Raw genomic sequence first — 25,458 nt, forward strand, 5'->3', positions numbered from 1 at the left:
TTCACTGGCGTGATGATGCTCGTTCCGAAGGAGGTTTGGAAGCCGCGTCGGGAACCGGGCATCAAGGCTGTGATGGCGGCGATCATCGCCGCAATGGAGATGACGATGTTCGACACGAAAAAGACCGCCCCCTATGCCGCCCTGCTGCTTCGGGTGTCCCTCGGCCTGATGTTCCTGGCCCATGGCGGGCTGCTCAAGCTCGCCACCTTCGGCGTTGCCGGGACCATGGGATACTTCGGCAGCCTCGGCTATCCGCCGATCTTCGGCGCCATCGTGATCGTCGCCGAGATCGCCGCGGGCCTCGCGCTGATCGCCGGCGTCTGGGTCTCGGCGGTCAGCCTGCTGACCCTTCCGATCCTGATCGGCGCGGCCTTGCAGCACACGGGCAATGGCTGGGTGTTCAGTGCCGCCGGCGGCGGTTGGGAATACCCGGTGTTCTGGATCGCGACGATGCTGGTCCAGGCTGGGCTCGGGGCCGGCGCCTATGCGCTGGACCTCGGCCGCCTGCTGGGCTCCAGCCGGACGCCCGCCCGCGCCTGACGCGGACACGGGCCCGCCGCGGATCACCGCGGCGGGTCCAGCCCGCGTAGCCGCGCCGCCAGCCAGGAGGCGTAGTTGTCGGTCATCCCGGCCACGAAATCGACGGCGCAGCGCAGGGTCTCGCTGCGCCCCAGCCGCGGGATCGGGTGGTAGTCGCCCATCATCGCCAGCGCCTGTCGGCTTCGCAGGCTGCATCCTTCCTCGCCGCGTTCGAAATACTCGACGCAGGCGGGCAGGAAGACCTCCAGCGCCTTGCCCAGCACATCCCCCGCGCCGATCTCGAACTCCGCCTTGCGGGCATGGACGTAGACGCGCTCGCGGTTCATCGCGCGGATGGCGTCGAAGGCGGCGACACGCCCGGCCCATTCGCCCGGCACATCGGTCACGAGGTCGCGGCGGGTCGCGGTTCCGGCCATGATCGCCGCGTGGTCGGCCAGGAAGGTCTGCGTCGCCACCTCGATCATCGCCCCGATGGCGCGGCTGCGCAGCCAGGCAATGCGCTGCGGGTCGCTGCCCTCGGCGGCCAGCCGGTCGGCGGGAATGCCCGCCAGCGGGTTCACCAATTCGGCATAGTCGCGATAGCCGAGGATGCCGATCTCCACCGCATCCTCCAGATCCGCGAGGCTGTAGGTGATGTCATCCGCCGCCTCCATCAGCCAGACGGCCGGGTGGCGGCCATGCAGCCCGCAGGCGGCGGCGACCTCGGCGAAGATCGCGGCCTCGGTGGCGAAGACGTTGAATTTCTGAGCCGGCAGCCCGCCCTTGGCGGCGCGCGCATCCCCGGCCGTCCAGGGGTATTTCAGGAAGGCGCCGAGCGAGGCCAGCGTCAGCCGCAGCCCGCCGCGATCGCGATAGGCATCGGCCCGGGTCAGGATGCGAAAGCCCTGGGCATTGCCGTCAAAGGCGCCGAGGTCCGCATCGAGCCCCTCGCCATGGGTTGCCAGCCAGCGCGTCATCCATTCGGCGATCACCGCCTCGCCGGCATGGCCGAAGGGCGGGTTGCCGATGTCATGCGCGAGGCAGACCGCCTGGACCAGGTAGCCCAGGTCATCCGGCGTGCGCTCGGCCGCCGCCAACTCTTCGATCAACGCCGAGCCGACCGCATAGCCGATGGACCGCCCGACCGAGGCGACCTCCAGCGTATGCACCAGCCGGTTCCGCACATGCGGGTTGAAGGGCAAGGGATGGACCTGGGTCTTCTGCTGCAGGCGCCGGAATGGGCGGCTGAAGACGATGCGGTCCTGGTCGATCTGCCAGGGGTTGCGGTTGGGGGCGGTGCGGGCCTCGGCCTCGCCCAGGCGGCGCGGGTTGAACAGCGTCGCCCAGTCCATGATGTCGCCCAGCCCTATCCGCGGATGCGGGCGACGGTGGCGGTGGTGGAATTGCCGGGCAGCAGCTCCGCCAGCCGCACCTGCCCGCCCCATTCGACCAGCAGCTCGCCGCCGACCACTTCGGAGACCGAGTAATCGGCGCCCTTCACCAGCACGTCGGGGCGCAGCGCCTTCAGCAGTTCGAGCGGCGTGTCCTCCGCGAACAGGGTGACGGCATCGACGGTGGCAAGGCTCGCCAGCACCGCGGCGCGGGCGGCCTCGGCCTGCACCGGGCGGGTCGGGCCCTTCAGGCGGCGCACGCTTTCATCCGCGTTCAGCCCGACGATCAGCCGGTCGCACCAGGAGCGCGCCTGTTCCAGCAGATGCACATGGCCCGGGTGCAGCAGGTCGAAGCAGCCATTGGTGAAGCCGACCCGCCAGCCGCGCTGCCGCCAGCGTTCGGCCATCTCGGCGGCCTGGGCGCGGCTCATGATCTTGCGCAGGGCGCCGCGCTCCAGGCTCAGCGCCTCCAGCATGTCGTCTTCCCGCGCGACGGCGGTGCCGACCTTGCCGACCACGATGCCGGCCGCGATGTTCGCAAGCCTGGCCGCGGTCGGCAGGTCCCGCCCGGCGGCGATGGCGGCGGCGAGCACCGCCACCACGGTGTCCCCGGCGCCGGAGACGTCATGCACCTCCGGCGCCTCGGCCGGGAAATGGCGGACGGTGTCGCCATCGAGCAAGGTCAGCCCATCCTCGCTGCGCGTCACCAGCACGGCGCCGAAGGCGTGCCGGTCGCGCAGCACGCGGGCGGCGGCGACGATCCCCTCCTCCGAATCGACCGGCATCTCGGTGGCGGCGGCAAGCTCCGCCCGATTCGGGGTGACGATGTCGGCACCGTGGTAGCGGCTGAAGTCGATGCCCTTGGGGTCGACGATCACCTTGCGCCCGGCCGCCCGGCCGGCGGCGATCAGCTTGGCCGCGGTGTCATCGGCCAGAACGCCCTTGGCGTAGTCCGACAGCACCATGACGGTGGTGGCGGCGATGGTGTCGGAGGCGATCTTCACCAGCCGGTCCGCGAGGCGCGGATGGATCGGCCTAGCGACCTCCTGGTCCGCGCGCAGCAATTGCTGGCCACTGGCGATGAAGCGGGTTTTGGTCGTCGTGGCGCGGCCGCCCTGGACCAGCAGCCAGGGCTCAACCCCAGGCTGGCCGCCAACAAGCCCGGTCAGGTCGCTGCCGGCGACATCGTCGCCGACGACGGTGATGAAGGCGACTGCGGCGCCGAGCGCCGTCAGGTTGCGGACGACATTGCCCGCCCCCCCGGGCATCGCGAGCTCGCGCTCCACGGTCAGGATCGGGACCGGCGCCTCCGGGCTGATGCGGGTAACGCGGCCATAGACGTAACGGTCGAGCATGGCGTCGCCGACCACGAGCACCGAGGTCCGCTTCAGGGCCCGCACGGCATCGGCGAGACGGGCGTTCTCATCGGGAGCACGACCGGCATCGGGCAAGGGGGGTACGGCGTCCACGGGGAGGTCCATCGCTTGTGCCTAACCCAAGGGAAGGAGGGCATGCAAGGAGCCCGCGCGGGAGTTCGGCCCGAGAACCCGCGTTGGCGAAGCCTTCATGTCTGCGCGGCAGGCTACGCAGGCAGGATGCTGCCCGGCCGCAAGGATTGCCCGGAACGGAGACTCGCCCATGTCATTGGCTCTGGCCCTCGGCGCGCCCCCGCTCGGCCCTGTCCCGCCGGGCCATCCCAGCCTGGAACCGCGGGTGCCGCCGCGCCTGCGCGCGCTGCTGTCGGCGGCGCGGGGCGGGGCGAATGGCGTGCTGCTGCTGCCGCCGCTGGCGAGCGAAGATGCTGTCCTAGCGCGATTTTTACGAGCCCTGGCCGAGGCGCATGCCGCTGAACACCATGGCCAGGTGCTGCTGGGCGCGGAGGGGGCGGTGCTGCTGCTGGGCACGCTGCCCGGGCTGCGCGGCGTGCGCGAGGCGGCGGCGGTGCTCGCCCCCGGGCTGGCGCTGCCGCTGTTTGCGGTCCCGGCCGAGGCGCAGGCGCTGGTCGCGACCGCCACGCTTTGGTTCAGCGGCGGCGCGCCCGGGCCAAAGAGGGCCGCGCAACTCCAGCCGATGCGCCGCGAGGCCGTGGTGATTCTGGCGCGCGGGGCGCATCCGCGCCTCGCGGGCTGGCGCGGGCCGCCGGGGGATGGCTCGGAAGATCCGCTGCATTGGCGGGAGCTGAGTCGCGGCGATGGCCCCCCCGCCGGCTTCGGGGGAACCGCCGTCGCCCCCGCCGCGCTGCTGGCGGACCCCGCGCTGCTGGAGGCATGGCGGGACGGCCTGCGGGCCGGCGGCGGGCGGCTCGCGATCGGGGCGATCGGCGCCCCGCTGGCCGGGTGGCTGCGCCTCTCCGCGATCCCGGCCGATCTGCTGCTGCTGCGCTGGTCGGCCGAGCTGCCGGCCGCGCTTGCCCCGGCGCTGCGCGACCCGACCCTGCCGGGGCGGGTGGTACTGAGCGGGGCCGATACGCCCGCCGCCCTCGCCTGGGGGCTGCGCCAGGGGGTCAGCCGCTACGCGGGGGCGGTGGTGGAGGCGCTGCTGGCCGCGACCCGCCTCGGCGCCTGCCCCGCCAGCACCGGCTGCACCGCCGGCGCCTGCGCCGCGCGGGCGGCGGCGGTCGAGCCCACCGGCTGCGACAATCCCGCGCTGCTGCGGCGGTGGCTGCCATGATCGCGACACTGGATGCCCCGCCCGCGCTGACCGCCCAGCCCGGCGGGCCGGCCGAGCTGGCGGCGCTGATCCGCCAGACGGTCGAAGGCGGCGCGCGGCGCGAACTGCTGCTCTGGCGCCCGGCGCTGGCGGTGCCGGGGGGCGCGCGGGCGCTGCACCGGCGCCTGATCGACGAAGCCGCGGCGCCACTGCGCAGGGCCCCGCGCATCCGGCTGTTCTCGCTGCCCGATGGCACGCTGGTCGCGGCGGTGTTGCCGCCGGCCCTGGCGCTGGAAACGGCCGAGGCGAGCCTGCGCGCCGTGCTCGACCCCGCCGCCGCGGCCGTGGCGCTGCATCGCCTGCGGTTGCCGGAGGATGCGCCGCGGCTTCTGGCGCTGCTGGAGGCCTCGCTGATCGGCGACCGTGCCGCCCCCGCCATTGCGCCGGATGGCGCGGAGATGCGGACAGGCCCGGCCACCCTGCAGGCGCTCGCGCGCGCCGATCTCTCGGCGCATCTGCTGCGCCAGCCGGTCCGGCGGCTGGACCCGGAGGGCGGTGCGGGCCCGGCCTGGGTGGATGAGCGCCCCAATTGGCCGGCCCTGGTCGCGCATCTGGGCGGGGCGAGCGGCGAGCGCCCCGATGCACCGCTGCGCGCCGCCGTCGCGGCGCGGCAGGCGGCGGAGCTGGGCCGGGCCGGCCCTGGCGCCGGGGCGGTCTCGCTGCCCCTGGCCCCCGCCGCCCTCGCCACCGGGGACTGGCTGCGCATGGACCAGGCGCTGCCGCAGGCGATGCGCCAGCGCGTCATTCTCTGCCTGGACCTGGGCGACCTGCTGCGCGCGCCCGGTCCGGCGATGATGGCGGTGCGTTTCGCCGGGCTGCGCGGCTACCGCGTCGCGCTGGAGGTTGCGGCGGCCGGGGCGCTGGATCTGCTCACCCCGGCGCTGTTGCAGGCGATGGGGCCGGGGGCGCTGCTGCGGCTGGGCTGGTCGGAGCTGCTGCCCGCCAGCGTCTCTGCCATGGGCGGCCTCCAGAGCCTCGGCGCCGAAACCTGGCTGGCCGGGGCGGACCGATCCGGTGCCGTCGCCTGGGGCTGGTCGCAGGGACTGCGGCTGTTCCAGGGCAGCCTGGTGGACCGGCTGCGCTAAGCCATGCTCGGTGGCACGCTCGGCGGCATGTTCTCTGGCAATGTCAGCCAGGCGGGGGGGCGAGGGGTCAGCACCGCATCCCCCGCCCGCAGCGCCGCGCCGGCCGCGATGGCACGCAGGCGCAGCAGCGCCAGCCCGATGCCATCGGTGCCGGAGCGCATCTCGCCGGCCTCGGCGCCCTCCGCATCCAGGATCGGCGTACCGGGCGCGGGCAAGGGGCCCTCGACCGCGACGGGGCAGAGCCGGCGCTTCAACAGCCCGCGGTATTTCGTCCGCGCGGTCAGCTCCTGGCCCATCCAGCAGCCCTTGGTCCAGGACACGCCGCTCAATTCATCGAAGCCCGCTTCGAGCAGGATGGATTTTTCGGGCTCCATGTCCCGGCTGCCATCAGGCAGTCCGAGGGCAATGCGGTGCCGGTCCCAGGCGTCACGGTCGGCGGTGGCGGCGGGGCCTTCGCCGGGTTCGTGCAGCAGCCGGAACCCGGCCTCCGGCGTACGGGGGTCGTCGATGGCGAGCCCCATCGCCGGCGGCGCCCCCTCCCAGCCGAGCGTGACCGCCAGCCCGGCGGGGGCCATCGCCACCTTCGAGCGCAGGCGGAACCGCATCAGCCGGGCCGAGATCATCGCCGCCTGCCCGGCCTCCACATCCAGCAGCAGCCGATCGCCGTCCCGCACCACGAAAAAATCCGCGAGCCATTTGCCCTGCGGCGTCAGCAGCGCGGCCCAGGCGGCCGAGCCATCGGCCAGGGCGGCGATGTCCGCCGACACCAGGCCTTGCAGGAAGCTCGGGGCGTCCTCTCCGGTCAGGGCCAGCACCTCACGATCGGTGGGGTAAATCTGCGTCATCCTGGGGACGTGATGCGCCGCGCCTTGCCGGACAAGTCCGCCCCCGCGCGGGAAAAATCCTTCCGTGCTAGGGAAGCGCCACGACGATGCGAATTCTGTTCATCTCCTCCACGCGGATCGGCGATGCGGTGCTGTCCACCGCCTTGCTGGACCATCTGTTACGCGCCCATCCCGGCGCCCGGATCACCGTCGCCTGCGGCCCGGTCGCGACCGGCGTCTTCGCCCGGATGCCGGGGCTGGAGCGGCTGATCACCGTGACCAAGCAACGCTGGTCGCTGCATTGGCTGGGGCTTTGGGCGCAGGTGGTGACGCGGCGCTGGGATCTGGTGGTGGATCTGCGCGGCTCGGCCATCGCCTGGATGTTGCTCGCGCGGCGCCGGGCGGTGATGCGCGGTGGGCGCAGGCCGGGGCATCGGCTGCTGCATCTGGCGCAGACCCTGGGCCTCAGCCCCGCGCCACGGCCGGTCGCTTGGTACGCGCCGGAGGATGTCGCGCAGGCAGCGGCCCTGCTGGGAGTTGGCGGCGGCCCGATCCTGGCGCTCGGCCCAACCGCGAACTGGGTGCGAAAAGTCTGGCCGGCCGAGCGGTTTCTTGAACTGGCGCGGCGGCTGACCGCGCCCGACGGCTCCCTGGCCGGCGCCCGTATCCTGGTCCTGGGCGGGCCGGGTGCCGAGGAACGCACCGCCGCCGCCCCGGTGCTGGCCGGGCTGCCCGGCGCCATCGACCTGGTCGGCGTGGCCAGCCTGCCCGAGGTCGCGGCGGCGCTGGCGCGCTGCGCGCTGTTCGTCGGCAATGACTCCGGGCTGATGCACCTCGCCGCCGCCGTGGGCGTGCCGACCATCGGGCTGTTCGGCCCCACACCCGCCTCCGAATACGGCCCGGTCGGGCGCCGTGCCGCGGCGGTGCTGGCCGAGGGCCCGCCCGGCGCCGCGCCGATGGCCGATCTGCCGGTCGATGCGGTGGTCGCCGCCGCCACCGGCCTGCTTGCCCGCGCGCCATTGGATGAGGTGCTGGCGTGACCCTTCGCCTCTCCGCCCTGATCGTGGCCCGCAACGAGGCCGAGCGGCTGCCCGACTGCCTCGCCGCCCTCGGCTTCGCCGATGAGATCGTGGTCGTGCTGGACCGCACCACCGATGCCAGCGCCGCCATCGCCACCGCCGCCGGCGCCCGGGTGATCGAGGGCGCCTGGGAGCTGGAAGGCACCCGCCGCAACCAAGGCATCGCCGCCTGCACCGGCGATTGGGTGCTGGAGGTCGATGCCGATGAGCGCGTCAGCCCCGACCTCGCCATCGAGATCCGCCGGGTGATCGCGAGCAGCCCCTTCGCCTGGCATCAGGTGCCGGTGGACAATTACGTCGGCGACCGGCTGCTGCGGCATGGCTGGGCGGGCAGCTTCGGCACCACCTCGGTCCCGCGCCTGTTCCGGGCCGGGGCCAAGCAGTGGCGGGCGCAGCGGGTGCATCCGGGGCTGGACTGGACCGGCAAGGAAGGCCCGCGGCTGCAGACCGGGGCGCTGATCCACCTCGTGGACCGCGACATCGCCGATATGCTGAAGCGGCTGGACCGCTACTCCACCGCCAAGGCCAAGGATCTCATCGCCTCCGGCAACATCGGCACCCTGCGTGGCAATCTGCGCCGGTTCGTGATGCGCGGGTTCAAATCCTACGTGTCGCGGAAGGGCTATCGGGAGGGCGCCTGGGGCGTGCTGCTGGCCTTCTGCACCGGGGCGTTTCCGTTGCTCTCCTACCTCAAGGCGCGGCTGGAACCCCGTGCGCATGGCGCGCCGGAGCCGTGATCCTGCTGGTCACCCAGTGCTTCCCCCCCGACCCCGGCGGGATCGAGGCGCTGATGGGCGGCATCGCGACCCACCTTGCCCCCGTGTCGGTCCTGGCCGACCACATCCGCAAGGGCGGCGCGGAATGGGTGGCGCCGCCCTTCGCGCTGCGCCGCTTCGGCGGGCCGAAGCCGCTGCGGCGCTGGCACAAGGCCTGGGCGATCCGGCGGCGGCTGGGGCAAGGCGACATCACCGCGATCATCGCCGACACCTGGAAGAGCCTGGAACTCATCCCCCCCACCAGCCTGCCGGTGGCGGTGCTGACCTATGGCACCGAATTCCCCGCACGGCTGACGGCGCGCAAACGGCGGCGGATCGAGGCGGCGCTCGGCCGTGCCACCCGCGTCATCGCCATCTCGCGCTACACCGCCGATCTGGTCGGCCCCTATGTGCCGCCGGGGCGCCTCGCCATCATCAACCCGCCGATCCCACCCCAGCCCGAGCCCTCCGCCACCGCACTGGCCGAGGTCGCGGCACAGGTGGCGGGGCGGGGGCCGGTGCTGCTGACGCTGGCGCGGCTGGAAGCGCGAAAAGGCATCGACCAGGTGATCCGCGCCTTGCCCGGATTGCGGATGGCCCATCCCGGCATCCTGTACCTGGTCGCCGGCGGTGGGGAGGATGAGGCCCGGCTGCGCGCTTTGGCGGCGGCCGAGGGGGTTTCCGACCGCGTGCTTTTCCTCGGCCGGGTGGATGAGGCGGCCAAGGCCGCGCTGTACCGCTCGGCCGATCTTTTCGTCATGCCGAACCGGCGCGAGGGCAATTCGGTCGAAGGCTATGGCCTCGTTTTCCTTGAGGCCGGATGGCATGGCCTGCCCTCGGTCGCGGGGCGGGATGGTGGCGCCGGCGATGCCGTGCTGGCGGGGGAGACCGGGCTGCTCTGTGACGGCGCCGATGCGGCGGATGTGGCGGCGACCCTGGGCCGGCTGCTGGGGGATGCGGCCTCGCTCGCCGAAATGGGGCGGAAGGCGCAGGCTTTTGCACGCGGGCCGCGCCAATGGGCGGAGGTCGCGCCGCAATTTCTGGCGGCGCTGACCGGCCGATAGCTCACGCGGCCCTTCCGTCAGGGATGCGTGTTCAGCCCCTCGCTGACGGCCCTCGCGGCAGCAGCGCCGCCAAGGCGACCACCACCAGCATCTGCAAGCCGATCCACCATGCCTGCCAGATGCCGTAGCTGAGCTGCCCCACCACCGCGACCGAGGCCATGGCCCCGAGCCCGGCCGCCGCGGGCAGCACCCGCAACGCCAGCCCCGAAAGGCTCCAGGCGAGCGCCGAGGCCAGCAGCGCGCCGACCAGCCCAAGGTCGAGCCAGACTTCCATCGCCCCATTGTGCGGATGCAGCGGCAATTGCTCGGCCGCCGTCCGCAGCCAGTCCGGGCTGCGCCCGGTGTTCAGCCCGAAGCGGTCCAGGGTGGGGGTGGCGACCGGCGTCTTGCCGCCCGGCATGGCGCGGCCCGATTCCAGCCCCCAGCCGAAGATCGGCCGTTCGGCGATGCGGCTGTTCACGAACTCCCAGATCAGCACGCGATGCGCGGCGCTGGGGGGGATATGGCTCAGGTCCGGCCCGGCATTGGTCAGGCCGCGGATCGCCAGCGGCGTCGCCAGGAACACCACCGCGAGCCCGATCCCCAGGCCCGCCGCCACCAGCCGTGGCCGCCACCAGGCCAGCGCCCCGGCGGCCAGCCCGACCAGCACGGCGATCTTGGCGGCATCGGCGATCAGGCTCTGCACCACGATGACGGTGAAGATCGTCAGCACCAACCGAAGCCAACGGGGCAGCGAGGGCAGGAAGGCCAGGATCGGCAGCAGCACCGCCATGACCGAAACCGCCGGCTTCAGCCCGGCATAGAGATGCGGGGAGGGCGTCCATTGCCCGCGCATCAGCCCGCGCAACGCATTGCCGCTGAGGTGATCCGCCAGTGCGAAGCCGGCCCCGATCCCCAGGCCCCAGGCCAGATGCGCCCCGAGCCGGGCCCGCGCCGCCTCATCCGCGCCGGTCACCGCGCTTGCCGCCGCCGCCCCCAGCATGGCGAAGGCGCCCAGGCGCAGGCTGGTCTCGATCGCCCGCCCGGCATCCATCGCCCAGGCCGCGCCCAGCAGCGCCCAGGCGAAGAAGCCGAGCAGGATCAGGCTCGCCGCCCCGCGCGGCAAGGGCAGCCGCCCATCGCGGCGCCAGGCGAGGAAGACGGTCGCCAGCAGCCCGATCAGGATGGCGGGCGCCAGGCCGCGGAACTGGATGACGGCCAGGATCGGGGTCAGCAGCAGCAGCACCGCGATCGGCCGCGAAGGGTCGTAGCTGGGCCGCGCAGGAACAGGGGGGGGCGTCATCGGAATCCTGAAGGGGAGGGAGGCGGCACCCTCCATAGACCCCGGGGTTTGGCAAGGCGACGGCGGGATGCGACAAAGGCCGCAGTTCGTTTTCTGCCACACGCGGGGCCGCATGACGCATTTTGACCTGATCCTGAAGAACGGCCGCTGCGTGCTGCCCTGGGGCGTGGAAACCGCCGATGTCGGCGTGCGCGACGGCAAGATCGCCGCCATCGGCGACCTGCGGACGTCCGAGGCCGCCGAGACCATCGACTGCGCCCATCTGCACGTCATGCCCGGCCTGACCGACCCGCATGTGCATCTGCGCGACCCCGGCGATCCGGCGGTCGAGACCATGGAGACGGGCACCCGGGCCGCCGTGCTGGGCGGCATCACCGCCGTCTTCGACATGCCGAACACCGCGCCCTCGATCACCAGCAAGGCGCAGCTCGACTGGAAGCGCGGCTATGCGGCGGAGCATAGCTGGTGCGACATCGGCTTCTATGTCGGCGCCGGAAAATCCAACATCCCGGACCTCGCGGCGCTGGAGCTGGAGCCCAATGTCTGCGCCGTGAAGGTGTTTGCCGGCAGCAGCACCGGCGATCTGCTGGTCGAGGATGACGCGAGCCTGGAGGCGGTCATGCGCTCCGGCCGCCGCCGCATCGCCTATCATTCCGAGGATGAGTACCGCCTGCAGGAGCGCAAGCCGCTCTACGCCGCGGGCGGGCCGCACCGGCTGCATGCGGAATGGCGCGACGTGGAATGCGCCTTCCTCGGCACCCGCCGGCTGATGGCGCTGGCGCGCAAGACCGGGCGCCCCGCGCATATCCTGCATGTCAGCACCGAGGAGGAACTCGGCTATCTGCGCGATTTCCGCGACGTCGCGAGCGTCGAGGTGCTGCTGAACCACCTCACCCAATACGGGCCCGAGGCCTATGACCGCCTCGGCGGCTATGCCGTGATGAACCCGCCGATCCGCGACAAGCGGCATATGGAGGCCGCCTGGCGCGCCATCGCCGATGGCACCGTGGACACCATCGGCAGCGACCACGCCCCGCATTCCCGCGAGGCCAAGGAACGCCCCTGGCCCGCGACCGCGGCCGGGCTGACCGGGGTGCAGACCCTGGTGCCGATGATGCTGGACCATGTCTCGGCCGGGCGGCTGTCGCTATCGCGGCTGGCGGATCTGCTCGCGGCGGGGCCGGCGCGGATCTACGGCTCGGTCGGCAAGGGCCGGCTGGCGGCGGGCTATGACGCGGACTTCACGCTGGTGGACATGGGCGCGGTCCGCACCATCGAGGAAAGCTGGATCGCCTCCCCCTGCGGCTGGACGCCCTTCGCGGGCCACGTCTGCCACGGCTGGCCGGTGGCGACCGTGGTGCGTGGAAAGGCGGTGATGCGGGAGGATACGGTGCTGGGCGCCCCGGCCGGCCGGCCGGTCCCCTTCGCCGAGACTCATCGTGTCTGACACCGGGGCCCGGCCGGGCTGGGCGCGCAGGCTGCGCGGCATGGGCCGCCTGGCCGTGCCCGCCGGCCGGCCGCGCACCGCGGCCCCCACCATGCCCAGGCCCGAGGGATGGGCGGCGGCGCTCGGCCGCGCGTTTTCGCCGGCCGCATCTGGCGGCCCGGCATCGACCGGGGTGCTGGCCTTGCTTGGGCGTGCCTCCGCCGGGGGGCGTGCCGGGCTGCTGGCCTCGGTGGCCGTGGCCGCCGCCGCCGCGCCGGATGCGGCCGAGGCCCCCTCGCTGCCCGTCATCGCGGCGCTGAGCGCGGCCGCGGCACGGGATGGTGCCTTCCATGTCCTGGCCCTGGGCTGCGGCCTCGGCGTGGAGGCGGCGGTTCGCGCGGCGCTCGGGCGGGGCCGGATGCTCGGCCAAATCGTGACGACCGAGGCCGATCCGCTGCGTCGCCTGAACGGGGCCGCCATGGTCACCGGCACGGAGGGGGCGGCGTTGCTCGGGCGGGCGCCCTGGGATCTGGTGATCCTGGACATGGGCAGCGCCGCCGCGACGCTGGCGGCCCTCGCCGCCGCGCGCCCCGGCCTGTGCCTGATCCACACCCGGGACCGGGCGCAGGAGGCGGCGGCCCTCGGCGCGCTCTCCGGCGCGGGGTGGCGGCTGCTGGGCGATGAGCCGGCCCGCTACGGCCGGGCAGGGGCGGCCCGCGCCGGCGCCCAGCTCTGGGGCAGCTGACCGCGCCCCTGTGGTTCCCACCAGGGCCGCGCGGGCGGCTGGGCCGGGGGGCTGTCCGCGACCTGGCGGGAGGGCGGCATGGCCAGCGGCGGCTGCGCCCGCCAGCACTCCACACTGCCGAGGCTGCGGGTGCAGAAGGGCACCGGCGCGGGCGGCTGGTCGCTGCGGCAATAGGCCTCGCCCCCATCCAGATAGGCCAGGGAACAATCCCGACCGCTGATCGCCGAGATGACCATGTCCGGCAGGGTCCGCCCGGTCAGCACCACCGAGGCGCCGGTCGCCACCATCGCGGGCCCGATCGCGGCCTCACACCCCGCCAGGATCAGGAGCAGCAGCAGGGTGGAGGCGCGGATCACGCGGGCATGAGACCCGCGCGGGCTTAACGCACCGTGATGGCCCCTGTATGGTCCGCGCCTCAGCATCGCCCCAAGCCCGGACGGACCCCCACTTGCCCGATATTTTTGACGAAGTTGCCGAGGATCTTCGGGCGGAAAAGACGCGTCGGTTCTGGCTGCGCTACGGCAGCCCGATCGCGGTTTTCTTCATCGCGGCGATGATCGGGCTGGGCGGCTGGCAGGCCTGGCGCTGGTATGAGGCCCGCAAGGCCGCCACGACCGCGACCGCCTTCCTCGAAATCCACCAGGCCTCACAGGTCCAGGGCGCCGATCTGACGGTCATGGCGAGCCGCTTCGCCGGGCTGCTGCCGGAAGCCCCCGCCGGCTATCAGATGCTGATCCGCATGCGTGAGGCGGCCTTGCTGGATGAAACCGGCGAGAAGGCCCGGGCGCGCGAGATATGGAACACGGTCGCCGCCGATTCCGCGGTCGATCCGCTCTGGCGCGATCTGGCCAGCCTGCTTTGGGTCCTGCATGGGATCGAGATCGACCCGCCCGCCAGTTTGGCCGCGCGGCTGGCGCCGCTGCGGGATGGGCCCTGGGGCGCCAGCGCGCGTGAGCTTGGCGCGCTGGTCTCCCTGCGTGCCGGCGACCAGGATGCGGCCCGCACGGCGCTGCAGGCCCTGGCCGCCGATCCCGCGGCGCCGCAAGGGTTGCGCGACCGGGTGCAGCGCCTCGCTGCCCAGGTCGGCAGCCCCGTGGCCCCCCCCGCCGCTCCCGTCGCCCCGCCTGTTGGGGGCACCGCGCCCGCCAACGGCGGTTGAAGGATATCCGCGAGATGACACGATCCTACGGCCGCCGTGGCGTGCTGCTTGGCGGGGCTGCCTTGCTGGCCGGCTGCGACACCATCGACAACATCTTCGGCGAGAAGAAGCGGCCGCTGCAGGGCGAACGCCTGCCGGTCCTCGGCAGCCGCCGCAGCCTGGAGGCCGATCCCGCCCTGGCGGGCCGCGCCGTCACCTTGCCCGAACCCGCCCCCATCGCCTCCTGGCCGGTGATCGGCGGCAATGCCGCCCATGCCCCGGGCCATGCGCTGCTTGAGGGCAATCTGCGGGAAGTCTGGCGCAGCGGCTTCGGCAGCGGCACCGGGCGGCGCCAGCGCATGGTCGCGGGGCCGGTCCTGTCCGCCGATCTGGCCGTCGTCGGCGATGCCTTCGGCATCGTCTCCGGCTTCGATCCCGCGACCGGCGCTCAGCGCTGGCGCCGCGATACCCGCCCCGAGGAGGATGACGCCGGCAATATCGGCGCCGGCTCGGTCATCGACGGCAACACCGTCTATGTGACCACGGGCCTGGCCGAGGTGCTGGCGCTCGATGTCGCGACCGGTGAGATCCGCTGGCGCGCGCGCCTGCCGGCCCCGGCCCGCGGCGGCCCGGCCTTCGCCGCCGGGCGGCTGTTCGTGCCGACCATCGAGAACCAGCTTGTGGCGGTTTCGGCCGAGGATGGGCGCCGGCTCTGGACCCATCGCGCGCCGCCGACCCCGGCGGTGCCCTTCGGCCTGCCGACCCCGGCGATCGAGGGCGAGACGGTGGTCGCGGGCTTCGCCTCGGGCGAATTGACCGGGCTGCGCGCGACCGATGGGCGTGTGCTCTGGAGCGAGGGCCTCGGCGGCTCCGGGCGCGGGGGCCTGAGCGATTTCTCCGGCATCCGCGGCCTGCCGGTGATCCATGAGGATTGGGTCTTCGCCTCCTCGCTCGCTGGCACCACTTTGGCGCTGGACCTGCGTTCGGGCCGCCGCATCTGGGAGCGCAACCTTGGCAGCACCGAAACCCCGGCGGTGGCGGGGGACTGGCTGTTCCTGGTGTCGCAGACGGGCGATCTGGTGGCTTTGGGGCGCGGCGATGGGCGCGTGCGCTGGATTCTGCCGCTCGATCCCGCCCCGGCGGGCGAGGAGAAGGACTGGCAGGCGGCGAGCTTCACCGCGCCGATCCTCGCCGGCGGCCGCATCATCGTGCCGGGCAGCAAGGGCCAGGCGCTGCTGGTCGATCCGGCGGCAGGTGTGGTGACCGGGCAACTGCGGCTGCCGGGCGGCGTGACGCTGCCGGGGGCGGTGGTGAATTCGACGCTGTACCTCGCGACGGATGACGCGAGCCTCGTCGCCTATCGCGGGTAGAACTCAGGATTATCCATCGGCGCCGATTCGGGGTAGGTGGGGCGCATGAAATTCCGTCCCACCGCCGGCGCCAGCCGCATCGCCATCGTCGGCCGCCCCAACGTCGGCAAATCCACCATCTTCAACCGCCTGGCCGGGCGACGCCTGGCGCTGGTGAACGACACCCCCGGCGTCACCCGCGACCGCAAGGAAACCCATACCCAGATGGGCGGCCGGCCGGTGATCCTGCTGGACACGGCAGGGCTTGAGGAAGCCGACCCCGAGACCATCCCCGGGCGGATGCGGGCCAGCTCCGAGGTCGCGATCCGGCAGGCGGACCTGATCCTGTTCGTGATCGACGCCCGCCAGGGGCTGACGCCGACCGACCGCGCCTTCGCCAATCTGTTACGAAAAGTGCCGGCGCCGATCCTGCTGCTCGCCAACAAGGCCGAGGGCCGCGGCGGCGCGCTGGCGGCGATGGAGGCCTTCGAACTCGGCCTCGGCACGCCCATCCCGATCTCCGCCGAGCATGGCGAGGGCTTCGGCGGGCTGCTGGACGAGATCGTGGCGCATCTGCCCGAGATGCCGGAGGAAGAGCCGGAGGGCGCCGAGAAGCCGCTGCGCCTGGCCATCGTCGGCCGCCCGAACGCCGGAAAATCCACGCTGCTGAACGCGCTGGTGGGCGAGGAGCGCATGATCACCGGCCCCGAACCCGGCCTGACCCGCGATGCGGTCACCGTCGAGTGGAGCGACGAGGAAGGCCGCGTGCGGCTGGTCGATACCGCCGGCCTGCGCAAGAAGGCCCGCGTGGAGCTGGAGCTGGAGAAGATGTCCACCGGCGCCTCGATCGGCGCGCTGAAGGAATGCGAGGTCGCGATCCTGGTGCTGGATGCGACGCTCGGCCTGGAACAGCAGGACATCAACATCGCCCGGCTGGCGGAGCGGGAGGGGCGGGCGATCGTCCTCGCGCTGAACAAATGGGATGCGGTGCCGGACCGCAACGCCGCCCGGAAGGGTGTGGAGGATGTGCTGCAAACCTCGCTGGCGCAGCTCAAGGGCATCACCGTGGTGCCGATGAGTGCGGCGACCGGGCAAGGCGTGGACAAGTTGATGCCGGCGGTGCGCGCCGCGCATGAGCGCTGGAACCGCCGCATCGGCACCGGCGAGCTGAACCGCTGGTTCGAGGTGGTGAAGGACAAGCACCAGCCGCCGCTGGTCGATGGGCGCCGGATCAAGCTGCGCTATCTGACCATGCCGAAGGCGCGGCCGCCGACCATCGTGGTCTTCGGCACGCGGGCCGAGGCACTGCCGGATGACTGGCAGCGCTACATGGTCAATTCCTTCCGCGAGCAGTTCGACATGGGGGGCGTGCCGATCCGGGTGCAGCTTCGCGGCAGCGAGAATCCCTATGCGGAGGACGACAAATAGGGGCGCCTACTCCGGCGGCGCCCTGAGCACGTCCATCGCCAGCATATCCGGCCCGCCGATCCACTGCTCGCTGTGAGAGATCGCCCCCGTCTGCGGGTCGGCCCAGAAGCGGTTGTGGACGGTGCTGCCCGCGCCGTTGCAGCCTTCCTCGATCAGCAGCAGCGCCGCATCCATCCGCCCGCGCAGGGTGCAGGCCAGCGCCACGCCGAAGCGCATCCGCGCCGGATCGCGGTGCGGCCCCGAGAGATCCACCTGACGCCGCACCGTGGCACTTTGGCCGAGCAGGTGCAGCGGATCATCCAGCGGGTCGGCGCCGTCGAAGCGCGTCGCCGTCACCCAGACCGGCAGCCCCGCCGTCGCGACCACCCGCGCCCCATCGGTCGCGACCACCACCCCGTTGCGGCCGCGCCAGATGCGCTGCTCGCCATTCTGCTGCACCAGCAAAGCGACGGAGCGCCGCCCGCCGATCGTCAGCGACAGCGCCGGCCCTTCCGGTTCCGCCGTATCGGGGCCCATGGCGGGGGGCGCCGGCATCGGCGGGGGCTCGAACCAGGCGCAGCCGGCGAGCAGCAGCAGCGCCGCCGCGGCCGGGAGCTTCACTGAGTGGCCCAGACGATCCGGTGGATGAAGGCGACCTCGGGCAGGTCGAAGCCATAATTCGGATGCGCGGGGTTCAGGCTGGCGAGTTCGATCCGCTTGGCCGATTGCCGCACCAGCTCCTTGGCCATCACCTCACCGCTGCGGGTGCGGACCACGACGCGGTCGCCGCGCCGGACCGGGGCACCCGGCGAGACGATCACCAGATCGCCGTCGCGGAACACCGGCTCCATGCTGTCGCCGTGGATTTCCAGGGCATAGGCATGCGGGTCGGGCACCTCGGGCACGCTGATCTCGTCCCAGGAGCCGCCGACCGGATAGCCGCCATCGTCGAAGAAGCCTTCGCCGCCCGCCTGGGCCATGCCGATCAGGGGAATGCGCCGCCCGCTGATCGGCCGCCGGCCGCCACCGCCGGTGCCGGGATTGCCCGAGACCAAGGCGGCGAAGGCTTCCAGCGGCGCCCCGATCGCGTTCAGCACCTTGGCGACGCTTTCGGTGGAGGGCCATCGCGCGCGCCCATCCGGCCCCGTCCGCTTGGAGGGGTTGAAAGCGGTCGGGTCCAGCCCGGCACGGCGGGCGAGGCCGGAGGCGCTCATCCCATGTTCAGCGGCGAGGGCATCGAGCGCGCGCCACACGTCTTCATGTCTCATGGGTTCAGTATCCTAGGTTATCACCCCCATTGCAACAGGATAAAAGACCTATAAAGGTCTTGACACCTAGGACTGAAGGTTTAGATCGGAACTGTCCCGACCCCCCAGGGACGCTTTCCGGAGCCCCCGATGCCCCAACCCGCCCCCCGCTCGACCCGCCGCCTCGACCCGTTGGACCGGGCGCTGCCCTTCCACTCCTCGGAGGAGGCCTGGTTCTGGACCATGTCCGCCCTGACCGCCCGGCGCGACGGCGCCCGCGTCGCCGCCGGGCGTGGCGAGGTGCTGCGCCCCTGCGAGCCGGATGACGTGATCCTGGTGCTGGACCGCCTGTATCGCCAGCGCCGCATCCAGCTTGCCCATGTCCGCGTGATGCGGGTCTGGGGGGAGCGGCACACCGTCCCCGACGCGCGCTTCGCGCCCGAACGCGGCGATGCGAAGCTCTGGACCGAAGCGATGCAGCGCCTGGACTGGCCGCTGCGGATCAAGGGCATCGTCTCGGGCGATGGCGTGTTCCCCAGGCCGGAAGAGGCCTGCACGATCGTGCCGCTGCGGTGAGCCGGCATCTCCGCACGGCGGAGCCGGCCGTTTTCCTCGGCTTTGGTGGCGCCGCCACCTTGCCGTGGCAGCGGCTGCTGGCGCCCGGCTTCCGCCATTGCTTCGCCGGGCTGCGCGATGAGGCGGGCTGGACGATCGTGGACCCGCTCTCCGGGCGGCTGCATGTGACGCGGCTGCCGGCGGGCCCGGAGTATGATCTGCCGGGGCTTTGGCTGCGCGCGGGCTTTGCCGTGCTTGGCCCGTATCGCCCCGTGGCGGCCCGCCCCACCGCCTTGCCGGGCCTGGCGCCGCTGACCTGCGTGGGCGTGTGCCGGGCGCTGCTGGGCCCCGGCGCCCCCTTCGCGTTGACCCCGCGCGGGCTGTTCCAGGGTCTGATTCGTCAAGATAATAAGCCTAGGAAATACTTCTTGACAAATTCCGTGCCCTAGGCTAAATCCCCAATCGCCAAGGGGCGCATTGCGCCTTCCGCGGCACACCAACCCCCTCCCTCCCGCGATCCTCCGCATGGTTCAGCCTCTCCCCCCAGGGGCGAGCCATGCGGGATGTCGCCCCGATCCCAAGGAGCGCCGAGCCGTATGGGTGGCCTGTTCAAAGCCCCGCAGCCGATCGCCAGCACCGCCCCCACGGAGCTGCCGGTCGATACCACGCCGCCCGAGGAGGCCGCGGGTGCCGCGCGCGTCGCCAATGCCGATCGCGCCCGTCGCGGTCTGGCGGGCACCATCGCAACCTCCGCCCGCGGCGTGCTCGACGCGGCGCCCAGCGCCACGCTGGGCACCCGCCGCTCTCTGCTGGGGGAATGAGGATGACCCCCGAAACCCTTCTCGACCGCCATGCGGCCGCACTCGACCGGCGCCGCCCGTGGGAGAGCGTTTGGCAGGATTGCCGCGACCATGTTCTGGCCCGCACCCCGGGCCAGGGCGGGCCCGCGCTCTATGACGGCACCGCCGCCGATGCCGCCGAGGAGTTGGCGGCATCCCTGTTGTCGGAGCTGACGCCACCCTGGTCCCGTTGGTTCGGCCTGCAGCCGACGCGGGAGATGGCGGATGTCCCGGGCCTGCCGGATCTGCTGGAAAACGCCTCGGAGGCGCTCGCCGGGCATTTGGACCGCGCCGGTTTCTCGCTGGCGATGCACCAGGCCTTCCTGGACCTCGTCGTCTGCGGGACGGGGGTGCTGCTGGTCGAGGAAGCCCGGCCCGGCGATGCCTCCGCCCTGCGCATCGCCGCCGTGCCGCTGGCCGAGGCGGTGCTGGAGGACAGCGGCAGCGGCCGGCTGGACACGGTGTTCCGCTCGGCGCGGCTGACGCCGGCGGCGATCCTGCAACGCTTCCCCAAGGCGCCGGTGGCGGTCTCCGACGACAGCCAGGCCCGGTTGCCGGTGCTGGAGGCGGTCTGGCCGGATGGCCGTGGCGGCTACAGCTTCGCCGCGGTGCTGTCGCCGCCGAACACGCCGCCGGTGCTGCTGGCCGAGGGGCGTTTTTCCGAGAGCCCCTTCATCGCCTTCCGCTGGCTGGTCGCCCCGGGCGAGGATTACGGCCGGGGCCCGGTGATGAAGGCGCTGCCCGACATCCGCACCGCCAACAAGGTCGTCGAGCTGATCCTCAAGAACGCCTCCATCGCCGCGACCGGCATCTGGCAGGCCGATGACGACGGGGTGCTGAACCCGGCGACGGTGGAGCTGGTGCCGGGGGCGATCATCCCCAAGGCACCGGGCTCGGCCGGGCTCACGCCGCTCGCGGCACCAGGCAATTTCGACGTGTCGAACCTGGTGCTGGAGGATCTGCGCGCCCGTATCCGCTCGGCCCTGCTGGCCGACCGGCTGAACCCGCGCCCGGGGCGCGACCGCACGGCGACCGAGGTGCTGGAACGCAGTGCCGAGACCGCCCGCATCCTCGGCGCCTGCTACGGCCGGCTGCAATCGGAGCTGCTGTCGCCGCTGGTGTCCCGCGCGCTCGGCGTGCTGCGCCGGCGGGGGGAGGTGCCGCCGATCCTGCTGGATGGGCGGGAGGTGCGGCTCGCCTATCGCAGCCCGCTCGCCCGGCTCCAGGCCCGCGCCGATGCCGCCAATACCGCGCTGTTCCTGCAACAGGCGGCGGCGTTGGGGGCCGAGGGCATGGCGCAGATCGATATCGCCGCCGCCGCCCGTTTTCTCGCCAGCACGCTCGACGTGCCGGCTTCGATCCTGACCGCGAAGGAGTGAATGACCGCATGAGCGAGAATCTGATCACCGCCGAGCTCGACCCGGCCCCCGCCATTCCCCAGAAATTCCTGGACCCGGCGACGGGCTCCGTCCGGGTCGATGCGCTGCTGAAATCCTATCTGGAGCTGGAACGCCGCCTGTCCCAGCGCATGGCCCCGCCCGCGACCGACGCGACGGCGGAGGAGATCACGCGGTTTCGCGCCGCCATGGGCATCCCCGAGGCGCCGGATGGCTATGAGATCACCGCGCCCTGCCCGGAATGCAGCCCCGATGCGGCGGTGAATGCCAAGCTGCATGCGGCGGGCTTCACGCCCGAGCAGGCGCAGCTCGTCTATGACCTCGCTGCCGAGAAGCTGCTGCCCGCCATCGCCGAGGCCGCCGCCGAATACGAGGCGACCCGCCAGCGCGACAAGCTGATCGCGCATTTCGGTGGCGAGGACCGCTTCCGCGCCATCGCCGGCCAGCTCGCCACCTGGGGCCGCGCCAACCTGCCGCCCGCGGTGTTCGAGGCGATGTCCGGCACGGCCGAGGGCGTCATCGCGCTCGCCGGCATGATGGACCGCCGCGAGCCGGCGCTCGGCCGCAACGCCGACGCGCCCGGGCCGATGGATGAGGCGGGGCTGCGCAAGATGATGCGCGACCCGCGCTATTGGCAGAAGCGCGACCCCGAATTCGTCAGCCGCGTCACCGAGGGCTTTCGGCGCCTCGTCGGCGGCTGACCGATGTTTGCCTGCGCGGAACCCGGGGTTCCGGGCGCGCGGGCCCTGGGCGCGCATCGGTCCGTTCGCGGAGAACCGGTGCTGCGCCCTTTCCCTGACCTTCTCCACGGAGATTCCGCATGACGATCGACGCCGCTTTCGTGAAGCAGTTCGAGTCCGAAGTGAAAGACGCCTACCAGCGCCAGGGCAGCAAGCTGCGCCCGACCATCCGCAGCCGCGGCGAGGTGAAGGGTGCCAGCACCGTCTTCCCGCGCGTCGGCAAGGGCACCGCCGCCGCCAAGGCGCGCAACGGCGTCGTGCCGGTGATGAACCTACAGTACAGCAACGCTGAATGCTTCCTCCAGGACTACTACGCCGGCGAATGGATCGACCGGCTCGACGAGATCAAGACCAACATCGAGGAACGCCAGGTCATCGCCAATGCCGGCGCCTATGCGCTCGGCCGCAAGACCGATGAGCTGATCATCGCGGCCCTCGACACCGCCACCGCCGAAGCCGTCGGCACCGCCGCCGGCACCACCGATGCCGATGGGCTGACCAAGGCGAAGGTGCTGCTGGCCTTCGAGATGATGGGTGCGGCCGACATCCCCGATGACGGCCAGCGCTACGCCATCGTCGGCTGGAAGCAGTGGAGCCAGCTGCTGCAGATCCAGGAGTTCGCCGACAGCCGCTACGTCGGTGACACCGATCTGCCGTGGAAGGGCGCGCAGGCCAAGTCCTGGCTGGGCGCGATGTGGATGCCGCATTCGGGCCTGACACTCAGCGGCAGCACGCGCTTCTGCTACTTCTACCACAAGACCGCGATCGGCCATGCCTCGGCGCAGGATGTGACGACCGACGTGACCTGGCACGGCGATCGTGCCGCGCATTTCGTCCTCAACATGATGAGCCAGGGCGCGGTGCTGGTGGATGGCGAAGGTGTCGTGCGGATGCGCGCGGCGGAGTAATGCGCCCCCCCCGGATGCGCCGCATCCGGGGGAACCCCGCCCTTTTTCCCCAGGAGAATCCGACATGGCGCTATCCGCGCTTGTTCTGTGTTCGCGCGCGCTGCTGAAGCTCGGTGCCGCGCCCGTCGCCAGCCTGGAGGAAGGCACCGCCGAGGCGGAGGTGGCGGCCAATCTCTATCCGCATGTGCGGGATTCGATGCTGTCCGTGCATCCGTGGTCCTTCGCGACCGGGCAATCCACCTTGCCGCGGCTGGTGGCCCGCCCGGTCGCCGATTTCGATGCTGCCTTCCAGCTTCCCAGCGGATTCCTGCGCGCGCTGTCGGCCGGCACCTCGGGCGCGGGGCGGGGCCTGCGCTACCGCATCCATGAGAACCGGCTGCATGCGAATGCCCAGGCGGTGACGTTGACCTATGTGTTCAGGCCGGAGGAATCGGATTTCCCTCCCTTCTTCGCCGATGCGCTGGTCGCGCGCCTGGCCGCGGAGTTCTGCCTGCCGCTGACCGAGGCCAGCAGCCGCGCCGAGGCGTTACACCGCCTGGCCGACCAGGCGCTGCGCACCGCGCGCCTGGCCGACAGCCAGCAGGCGACGGCGAAGTCCTTCGACAATTTCCCGCTGATTGCGGCGCGGGGCTGAGCCGATGCCCAGCGTCACCCGCATCAAGACGAGTTTCACCGCCGGCGAACTCGCGCCCGAACTGCTCGGCCGCGCCGATCTGCGCGCCTATGAGGCCGGTGCGCGACGGCTGCGGAATGTGGTGATCCAGCCGACCGGCGGCGTCGCGCGCAGGCCGGGACTGCGGCATCTCGCCATGCTGCCGGGGGCCGCGCGCCTCATCGCCTTCGAGTTCAACACCGAGCAGACCTATCTGCTGGTGCTGACGCATCAGCGCATGGCGGTGTTCGTGAACGACGCCGAGGTGGTGAGCGTGGCGGGGCCCTGGACTGAGGCGATGCTGCCGCATCTCGCCTTCACCCAGAACGCCGATACGCTGATCCTGCTGCATCCCGAGATGCCGCCGCAGCGCATCACCCGCACCGGGCACACCGCCTGGACGGTGCAGGAGTTCGCCTTCACCCGCAGCCCTTGGGCGCGTTTCGCCCCCCCCGATCTGATGATCGCGGCGAGCGCCACCAGTGGCTCGGTCGCGGTCACGGCCGCGGCGCCCATTTTCCTGCCGACCCATGTCGGGTCGCGGCTGCTGATCGCGGGGAAGCAAGTTGCTATCACGGCTTTCGTCAATGCGCAGCATGTCGTGGCCACGGTCATCGATACGCTGACCGATACCAATGCGACGCCGGACTGGCAGGAATCGGCCTTCTGCGCGGCACGCGGCTGGCCGGTGACGGCCTGCTTCCATCAGGACCGGCTGGTGCTCGGCGGGTCGCGCGACCTGCCGAACCGGCTGTGGCTGTCGCGATCCGGCGATCTGTCGGATTTCGACCTGGGCGCGGGTCTCGACGACCAGGGGATCGAGTTCTCGCTGTTGTCGGACCAGGTGAATGCGATCCGCGGCGTGTTCAGCGGCCGGCATCTGCAGGTGTTCACCTCCGGCGCGGAATGGATGGTGAGCGGCGATCCGCTGACACCCTCCTCGATCCAGCTCACGCGGCAGACGCGCGTGGGCAGCCCGGTGGATCGCATCGTGCCGCCCGTCGATGTCGATGGCAGCACGATCTTCATCGCGCGCAGCAATCGCGCGGTGCATGAATTCGCCTATACCGATGTGCAGCAGGCCTATCAGGCGAGCGACCTCGCGCTGGTCGCGCATCATCTGATCGCGCGCCCGGTCTCAATGGCCTATGACCAGGTGACGCGGCTGCTGCATCTGGTCATGGCCGATGGCGGGCTGTCCACGCTGACGCTGTACCGCACCGAACAGGTCACCGCCTGGACCCGGCAGGAGACGGAGGGCGCCTTTCGCGCCGTCGCCGAATTGGACGGCGCTGTCTATGTCACGGTCGAGCGTGCGGGCAGCCTCAGGCTCGAACGCTTCGATGCGGATGTCTCGTCGGATGCCGCACTCTCCGGCACGGCGGCGACCGAACAGGATGTCTGGTCGGGCCTCGCGCACCTGGAGGGCCACAGCGTCACCGTGCTGGCCGATGGCGCGCCGCGCGGCCTCGGGATCGTTGCCGATGGCCGGGTGGCGGTCGATCCGCCGAGCCTCTCGGTGCAGGTCGGCCTGCCCTTCACGCATGAGGTCGAGCCGCTGCCGCCCGAGGCCAGCACCAGCATGGGCGTGCGGACCGGCCCCGTTCGCCTTGTCGCCGTCACCTTCCGCCTGTTGGAGACCGCGGCGTTGGAGGTCGATCTCGGCCGCGGGCTGCGGCCGGTGCCGTTCCGGCGGCTGGACACGGCGCTGCTGGATGCGGCGCCGCCACGCTTCACCGGCGACATCGCGCTGCGCGCCTTTGGCTGGCGCCGGACGCTGGCCGAGCCGCTCTGGCGCATCTCCGGCAACACGCCGCTGCCCGTCACGCTCCTGTCCGTCACCACCGAAACAAGGATGCCCGACTGATGGCCGCACTCGCCCCCGTCGCGACCCTGGTCGGCACCGGCGTCTCGCTCTACGCCACCAGCCGTCAGGCGAGCACGCAATCCGCCCAGGCCAAGGCCCAGCGCCAACAGGCCGAGGCCGAGGCCCTCCAGCGCGCCGAACAGATCGCCGTGCAATCATCGACCGATGCGCGCGAGCGGCAGGCGACGCTGGATCGCACCGTGGCCTCCACCCGCGCCCGCCTTGCGGCCTCCGGCGTCAGCCCCGACCAGGGCTCGGCGGCGGCGATCACGGCCGGCATGGCGGAGGATGCCGCCGCCGCCCAGGCCGACAGCAATGCCGGCTTCCAGGCGCGCCTCGCGGCGGGCCGCAGGTCGCTGCTGAACACCGATGGCTCGCTGACGACCTGGCTGCGCGCCGGGCAGAGCTTCGGCGGCACCGTGCGCTCGCTGCTCGACTGAGACCCAGACACACCCGTTCGCAATCGCACACGACAGGAAC

At 72.1% G+C, this 25,458-nt stretch carries 27 protein-coding genes; 20 read left to right on the forward strand and 7 right to left on the reverse strand.

The genetic code is table 11. The features are described from left to right. The first annotated feature begins 12 nt into the window (after positions 1 to 12). On the forward strand, positions 13 to 540 hold the full coding sequence (locus C8P66_RS02560; protein ID WP_408881941.1) for a DoxX family protein: 528 nt from the start codon (positions 13 to 15) through the stop codon (positions 538 to 540). A 23-nt stretch (positions 541 to 563) separates the two neighbouring features. On the opposite strand, the gene dgt is transcribed toward C8P66_RS02560, so the two are convergent. Beyond that, positions 564 to 1,871: a dGTP triphosphohydrolase gene (gene dgt, locus C8P66_RS02565; protein WP_111396570.1), complete on the reverse strand. Its 1,308-nt coding sequence runs from the start codon at positions 1,869 to 1,871 to the stop codon at positions 564 to 566. A 14-nt stretch (positions 1,872 to 1,885) separates the two neighbouring features. Continuing rightward, complete coding sequence (gene rfaE1 / locus C8P66_RS02570; RefSeq protein WP_111396571.1) at positions 1,886 to 3,391, reverse strand: D-glycero-beta-D-manno-heptose-7-phosphate kinase; 1,506 nt, start codon at positions 3,389 to 3,391, stop codon at positions 1,886 to 1,888. Positions 3,392 to 3,548: 157 nt separating this feature from the next. Here rfaE1 and C8P66_RS02575 point away from each other — a divergent pair, with 157 nt between their 5' ends. Both C8P66_RS02575 and C8P66_RS02580 read left to right on the forward strand, forming a co-directional pair. Further along, positions 3,549 to 4,580, forward strand: a complete 1,032-nt coding sequence (locus C8P66_RS02575) for a hypothetical protein (RefSeq protein ID WP_146422683.1) — start codon at positions 3,549 to 3,551, stop codon at positions 4,578 to 4,580. Beyond that, entirely contained in the window at positions 4,577 to 5,704 is a 1,128-nt protein-coding gene (locus tag C8P66_RS02580) for a hypothetical protein (protein ID WP_111396573.1), read from the forward strand. The genes C8P66_RS02575 and C8P66_RS02580 overlap by 4 nt, the downstream gene beginning before the upstream one ends. Here C8P66_RS02580 and ygfZ read toward each other — a convergent pair. Beyond that, positions 5,701 to 6,549, reverse strand: a complete 849-nt coding sequence (gene ygfZ / locus C8P66_RS02585) for a CAF17-like 4Fe-4S cluster assembly/insertion protein YgfZ (protein WP_111396574.1) — start codon at positions 6,547 to 6,549, stop codon at positions 5,701 to 5,703. The two genes, C8P66_RS02580 and ygfZ, sit on opposite strands and share 4 nt — an antisense overlap. A gap of 86 nt (positions 6,550 to 6,635) precedes the next feature. Here ygfZ and C8P66_RS02590 point away from each other — a divergent pair, with 86 nt between their 5' ends. From C8P66_RS02590 to C8P66_RS02600, 3 genes are read left to right on the forward strand one after another with little or no spacing between them, the layout of a single operon-like run. Further along, positions 6,636 to 7,568: a glycosyltransferase family 9 protein gene (locus C8P66_RS02590; RefSeq protein ID WP_111396575.1), complete on the forward strand. Its 933-nt coding sequence runs from the start codon at positions 6,636 to 6,638 to the stop codon at positions 7,566 to 7,568. Next, a complete protein-coding gene (locus C8P66_RS02595) occupies positions 7,565 to 8,344 on the forward strand; it encodes a glycosyltransferase family 2 protein (RefSeq protein WP_111396576.1) in 780 nt (259 codons plus the stop codon). The genes C8P66_RS02590 and C8P66_RS02595 overlap by 4 nt, the downstream gene beginning before the upstream one ends. Then, entirely contained in the window at positions 8,341 to 9,426 is a 1,086-nt protein-coding gene (locus C8P66_RS02600) for a glycosyltransferase family 4 protein (RefSeq protein WP_111396577.1), read from the forward strand. Before C8P66_RS02595 ends, C8P66_RS02600 begins: the two co-directional genes overlap by 4 nt. A gap of 31 nt (positions 9,427 to 9,457) precedes the next feature. Here C8P66_RS02600 and C8P66_RS02605 read toward each other — a convergent pair whose 3' ends face one another. Continuing rightward, positions 9,458 to 10,708, reverse strand: coding sequence for an O-antigen ligase family protein (locus C8P66_RS02605; protein WP_146422685.1), 1,251 nt, complete (start codon positions 10,706 to 10,708; stop codon positions 9,458 to 9,460). A 112-nt stretch (positions 10,709 to 10,820) separates the two neighbouring features. Here C8P66_RS02605 and C8P66_RS02610 point away from each other — a divergent pair, with 112 nt between their 5' ends. Further along, complete coding sequence (locus tag C8P66_RS02610) at positions 10,821 to 12,155, forward strand: dihydroorotase (RefSeq protein ID WP_111396579.1); 1,335 nt, start codon at positions 10,821 to 10,823, stop codon at positions 12,153 to 12,155. Further along, a complete protein-coding gene (locus tag C8P66_RS02615) occupies positions 12,148 to 12,879 on the forward strand; it encodes a hypothetical protein (RefSeq protein ID WP_146422687.1) in 732 nt (243 codons plus the stop codon). The genes C8P66_RS02610 and C8P66_RS02615 overlap by 8 nt, the downstream gene beginning before the upstream one ends. Here the strand turns inward: C8P66_RS02615 and C8P66_RS02620 are convergent. Then, positions 12,828 to 13,235, reverse strand: a complete 408-nt coding sequence (locus tag C8P66_RS02620) for a hypothetical protein (protein ID WP_111396581.1) — start codon at positions 13,233 to 13,235, stop codon at positions 12,828 to 12,830. The genes C8P66_RS02615 and C8P66_RS02620 overlap by 52 nt on opposite strands. A gap of 92 nt (positions 13,236 to 13,327) precedes the next feature. On the opposite strand from C8P66_RS02620, the gene C8P66_RS02625 reads away from it, so the two are divergent. The 3 genes from C8P66_RS02625 to der are packed head-to-tail and all read left to right on the forward strand — an operon-like array spanning position 13,328 to position 16,794. After that, positions 13,328 to 14,038, forward strand: coding sequence for a tetratricopeptide repeat protein (locus tag C8P66_RS02625; protein WP_111396582.1), 711 nt, complete (start codon positions 13,328 to 13,330; stop codon positions 14,036 to 14,038). A 14-nt stretch (positions 14,039 to 14,052) separates the two neighbouring features. After that, positions 14,053 to 15,387, forward strand: coding sequence for a PQQ-binding-like beta-propeller repeat protein (locus tag C8P66_RS02630; protein ID WP_111396690.1), 1,335 nt, complete (start codon positions 14,053 to 14,055; stop codon positions 15,385 to 15,387). Between the two features lie 45 nt (positions 15,388 to 15,432). Beyond that, complete coding sequence (der, locus tag C8P66_RS02635) at positions 15,433 to 16,794, forward strand: ribosome biogenesis GTPase Der (RefSeq protein ID WP_111396583.1); 1,362 nt, start codon at positions 15,433 to 15,435, stop codon at positions 16,792 to 16,794. Between the two features lie 6 nt (positions 16,795 to 16,800). Here der and C8P66_RS02640 read toward each other — a convergent pair whose 3' ends face one another. Further along, entirely contained in the window at positions 16,801 to 17,394 is a 594-nt protein-coding gene (locus tag C8P66_RS02640; RefSeq protein WP_111396584.1) for a YjbF family lipoprotein, read from the reverse strand. Then, on the reverse strand, positions 17,391 to 18,041 hold the full coding sequence (locus tag C8P66_RS02645) for a S24 family peptidase (RefSeq protein WP_111396585.1): 651 nt from the start codon (positions 18,039 to 18,041) through the stop codon (positions 17,391 to 17,393). Before C8P66_RS02645 ends, C8P66_RS02640 begins: the two co-directional genes overlap by 4 nt. A gap of 129 nt (positions 18,042 to 18,170) precedes the next feature. On the opposite strand from C8P66_RS02645, the gene C8P66_RS02650 reads away from it, so the two are divergent. From C8P66_RS02650 to C8P66_RS02690, 9 genes are all read left to right on the forward strand, one after another. After that, on the forward strand, positions 18,171 to 18,596 hold the full coding sequence (locus C8P66_RS02650) for a hypothetical protein (protein WP_111396586.1): 426 nt from the start codon (positions 18,171 to 18,173) through the stop codon (positions 18,594 to 18,596). After that, positions 18,593 to 19,024 (forward strand): hypothetical protein, encoded by a 432-nt coding sequence (locus C8P66_RS02655; RefSeq protein WP_111396587.1) that lies wholly within the window; start codon positions 18,593 to 18,595, stop codon positions 19,022 to 19,024. The genes C8P66_RS02650 and C8P66_RS02655 overlap by 4 nt, the downstream gene beginning before the upstream one ends. Before the next feature lie 147 nt (positions 19,025 to 19,171). Next, positions 19,172 to 19,396 (forward strand): hypothetical protein, encoded by a 225-nt coding sequence (locus tag C8P66_RS02660; protein WP_111396588.1) that lies wholly within the window; start codon positions 19,172 to 19,174, stop codon positions 19,394 to 19,396. 2 nt (positions 19,397 to 19,398) lie between these two features. Next, on the forward strand, positions 19,399 to 20,793 hold the full coding sequence (locus tag C8P66_RS02665) for a portal protein (RefSeq protein ID WP_111396589.1): 1,395 nt from the start codon (positions 19,399 to 19,401) through the stop codon (positions 20,791 to 20,793). Positions 20,794 to 20,801: 8 nt separating this feature from the next. Further along, positions 20,802 to 21,512: a capsid assembly protein gene (locus tag C8P66_RS02670; protein WP_111396691.1), complete on the forward strand. Its 711-nt coding sequence runs from the start codon at positions 20,802 to 20,804 to the stop codon at positions 21,510 to 21,512. Between the two features lie 119 nt (positions 21,513 to 21,631). Further along, positions 21,632 to 22,459, forward strand: coding sequence for a phage capsid protein (locus C8P66_RS02675; RefSeq protein ID WP_111396590.1), 828 nt, complete (start codon positions 21,632 to 21,634; stop codon positions 22,457 to 22,459). A 64-nt stretch (positions 22,460 to 22,523) separates the two neighbouring features. Next, entirely contained in the window at positions 22,524 to 23,093 is a 570-nt protein-coding gene (locus C8P66_RS02680; protein WP_111396591.1) for a hypothetical protein, read from the forward strand. Positions 23,094 to 23,097: 4 nt separating this feature from the next. Further along, positions 23,098 to 24,978, forward strand: coding sequence for a hypothetical protein (locus C8P66_RS02685; protein WP_111396592.1), 1,881 nt, complete (start codon positions 23,098 to 23,100; stop codon positions 24,976 to 24,978). Further along, positions 24,978 to 25,418: a hypothetical protein gene (locus tag C8P66_RS02690; RefSeq protein WP_111396593.1), complete on the forward strand. Its 441-nt coding sequence runs from the start codon at positions 24,978 to 24,980 to the stop codon at positions 25,416 to 25,418. The genes C8P66_RS02685 and C8P66_RS02690 overlap by 1 nt, the downstream gene beginning before the upstream one ends. Positions 25,419 to 25,458: the final 40 nt, after the last annotated feature.

Source organism: Humitalea rosea (assembly GCF_003253705.1).
GTDB classification, from domain to species: Bacteria; Pseudomonadota; Alphaproteobacteria; order Acetobacterales; family Acetobacteraceae; genus Humitalea; species Humitalea rosea.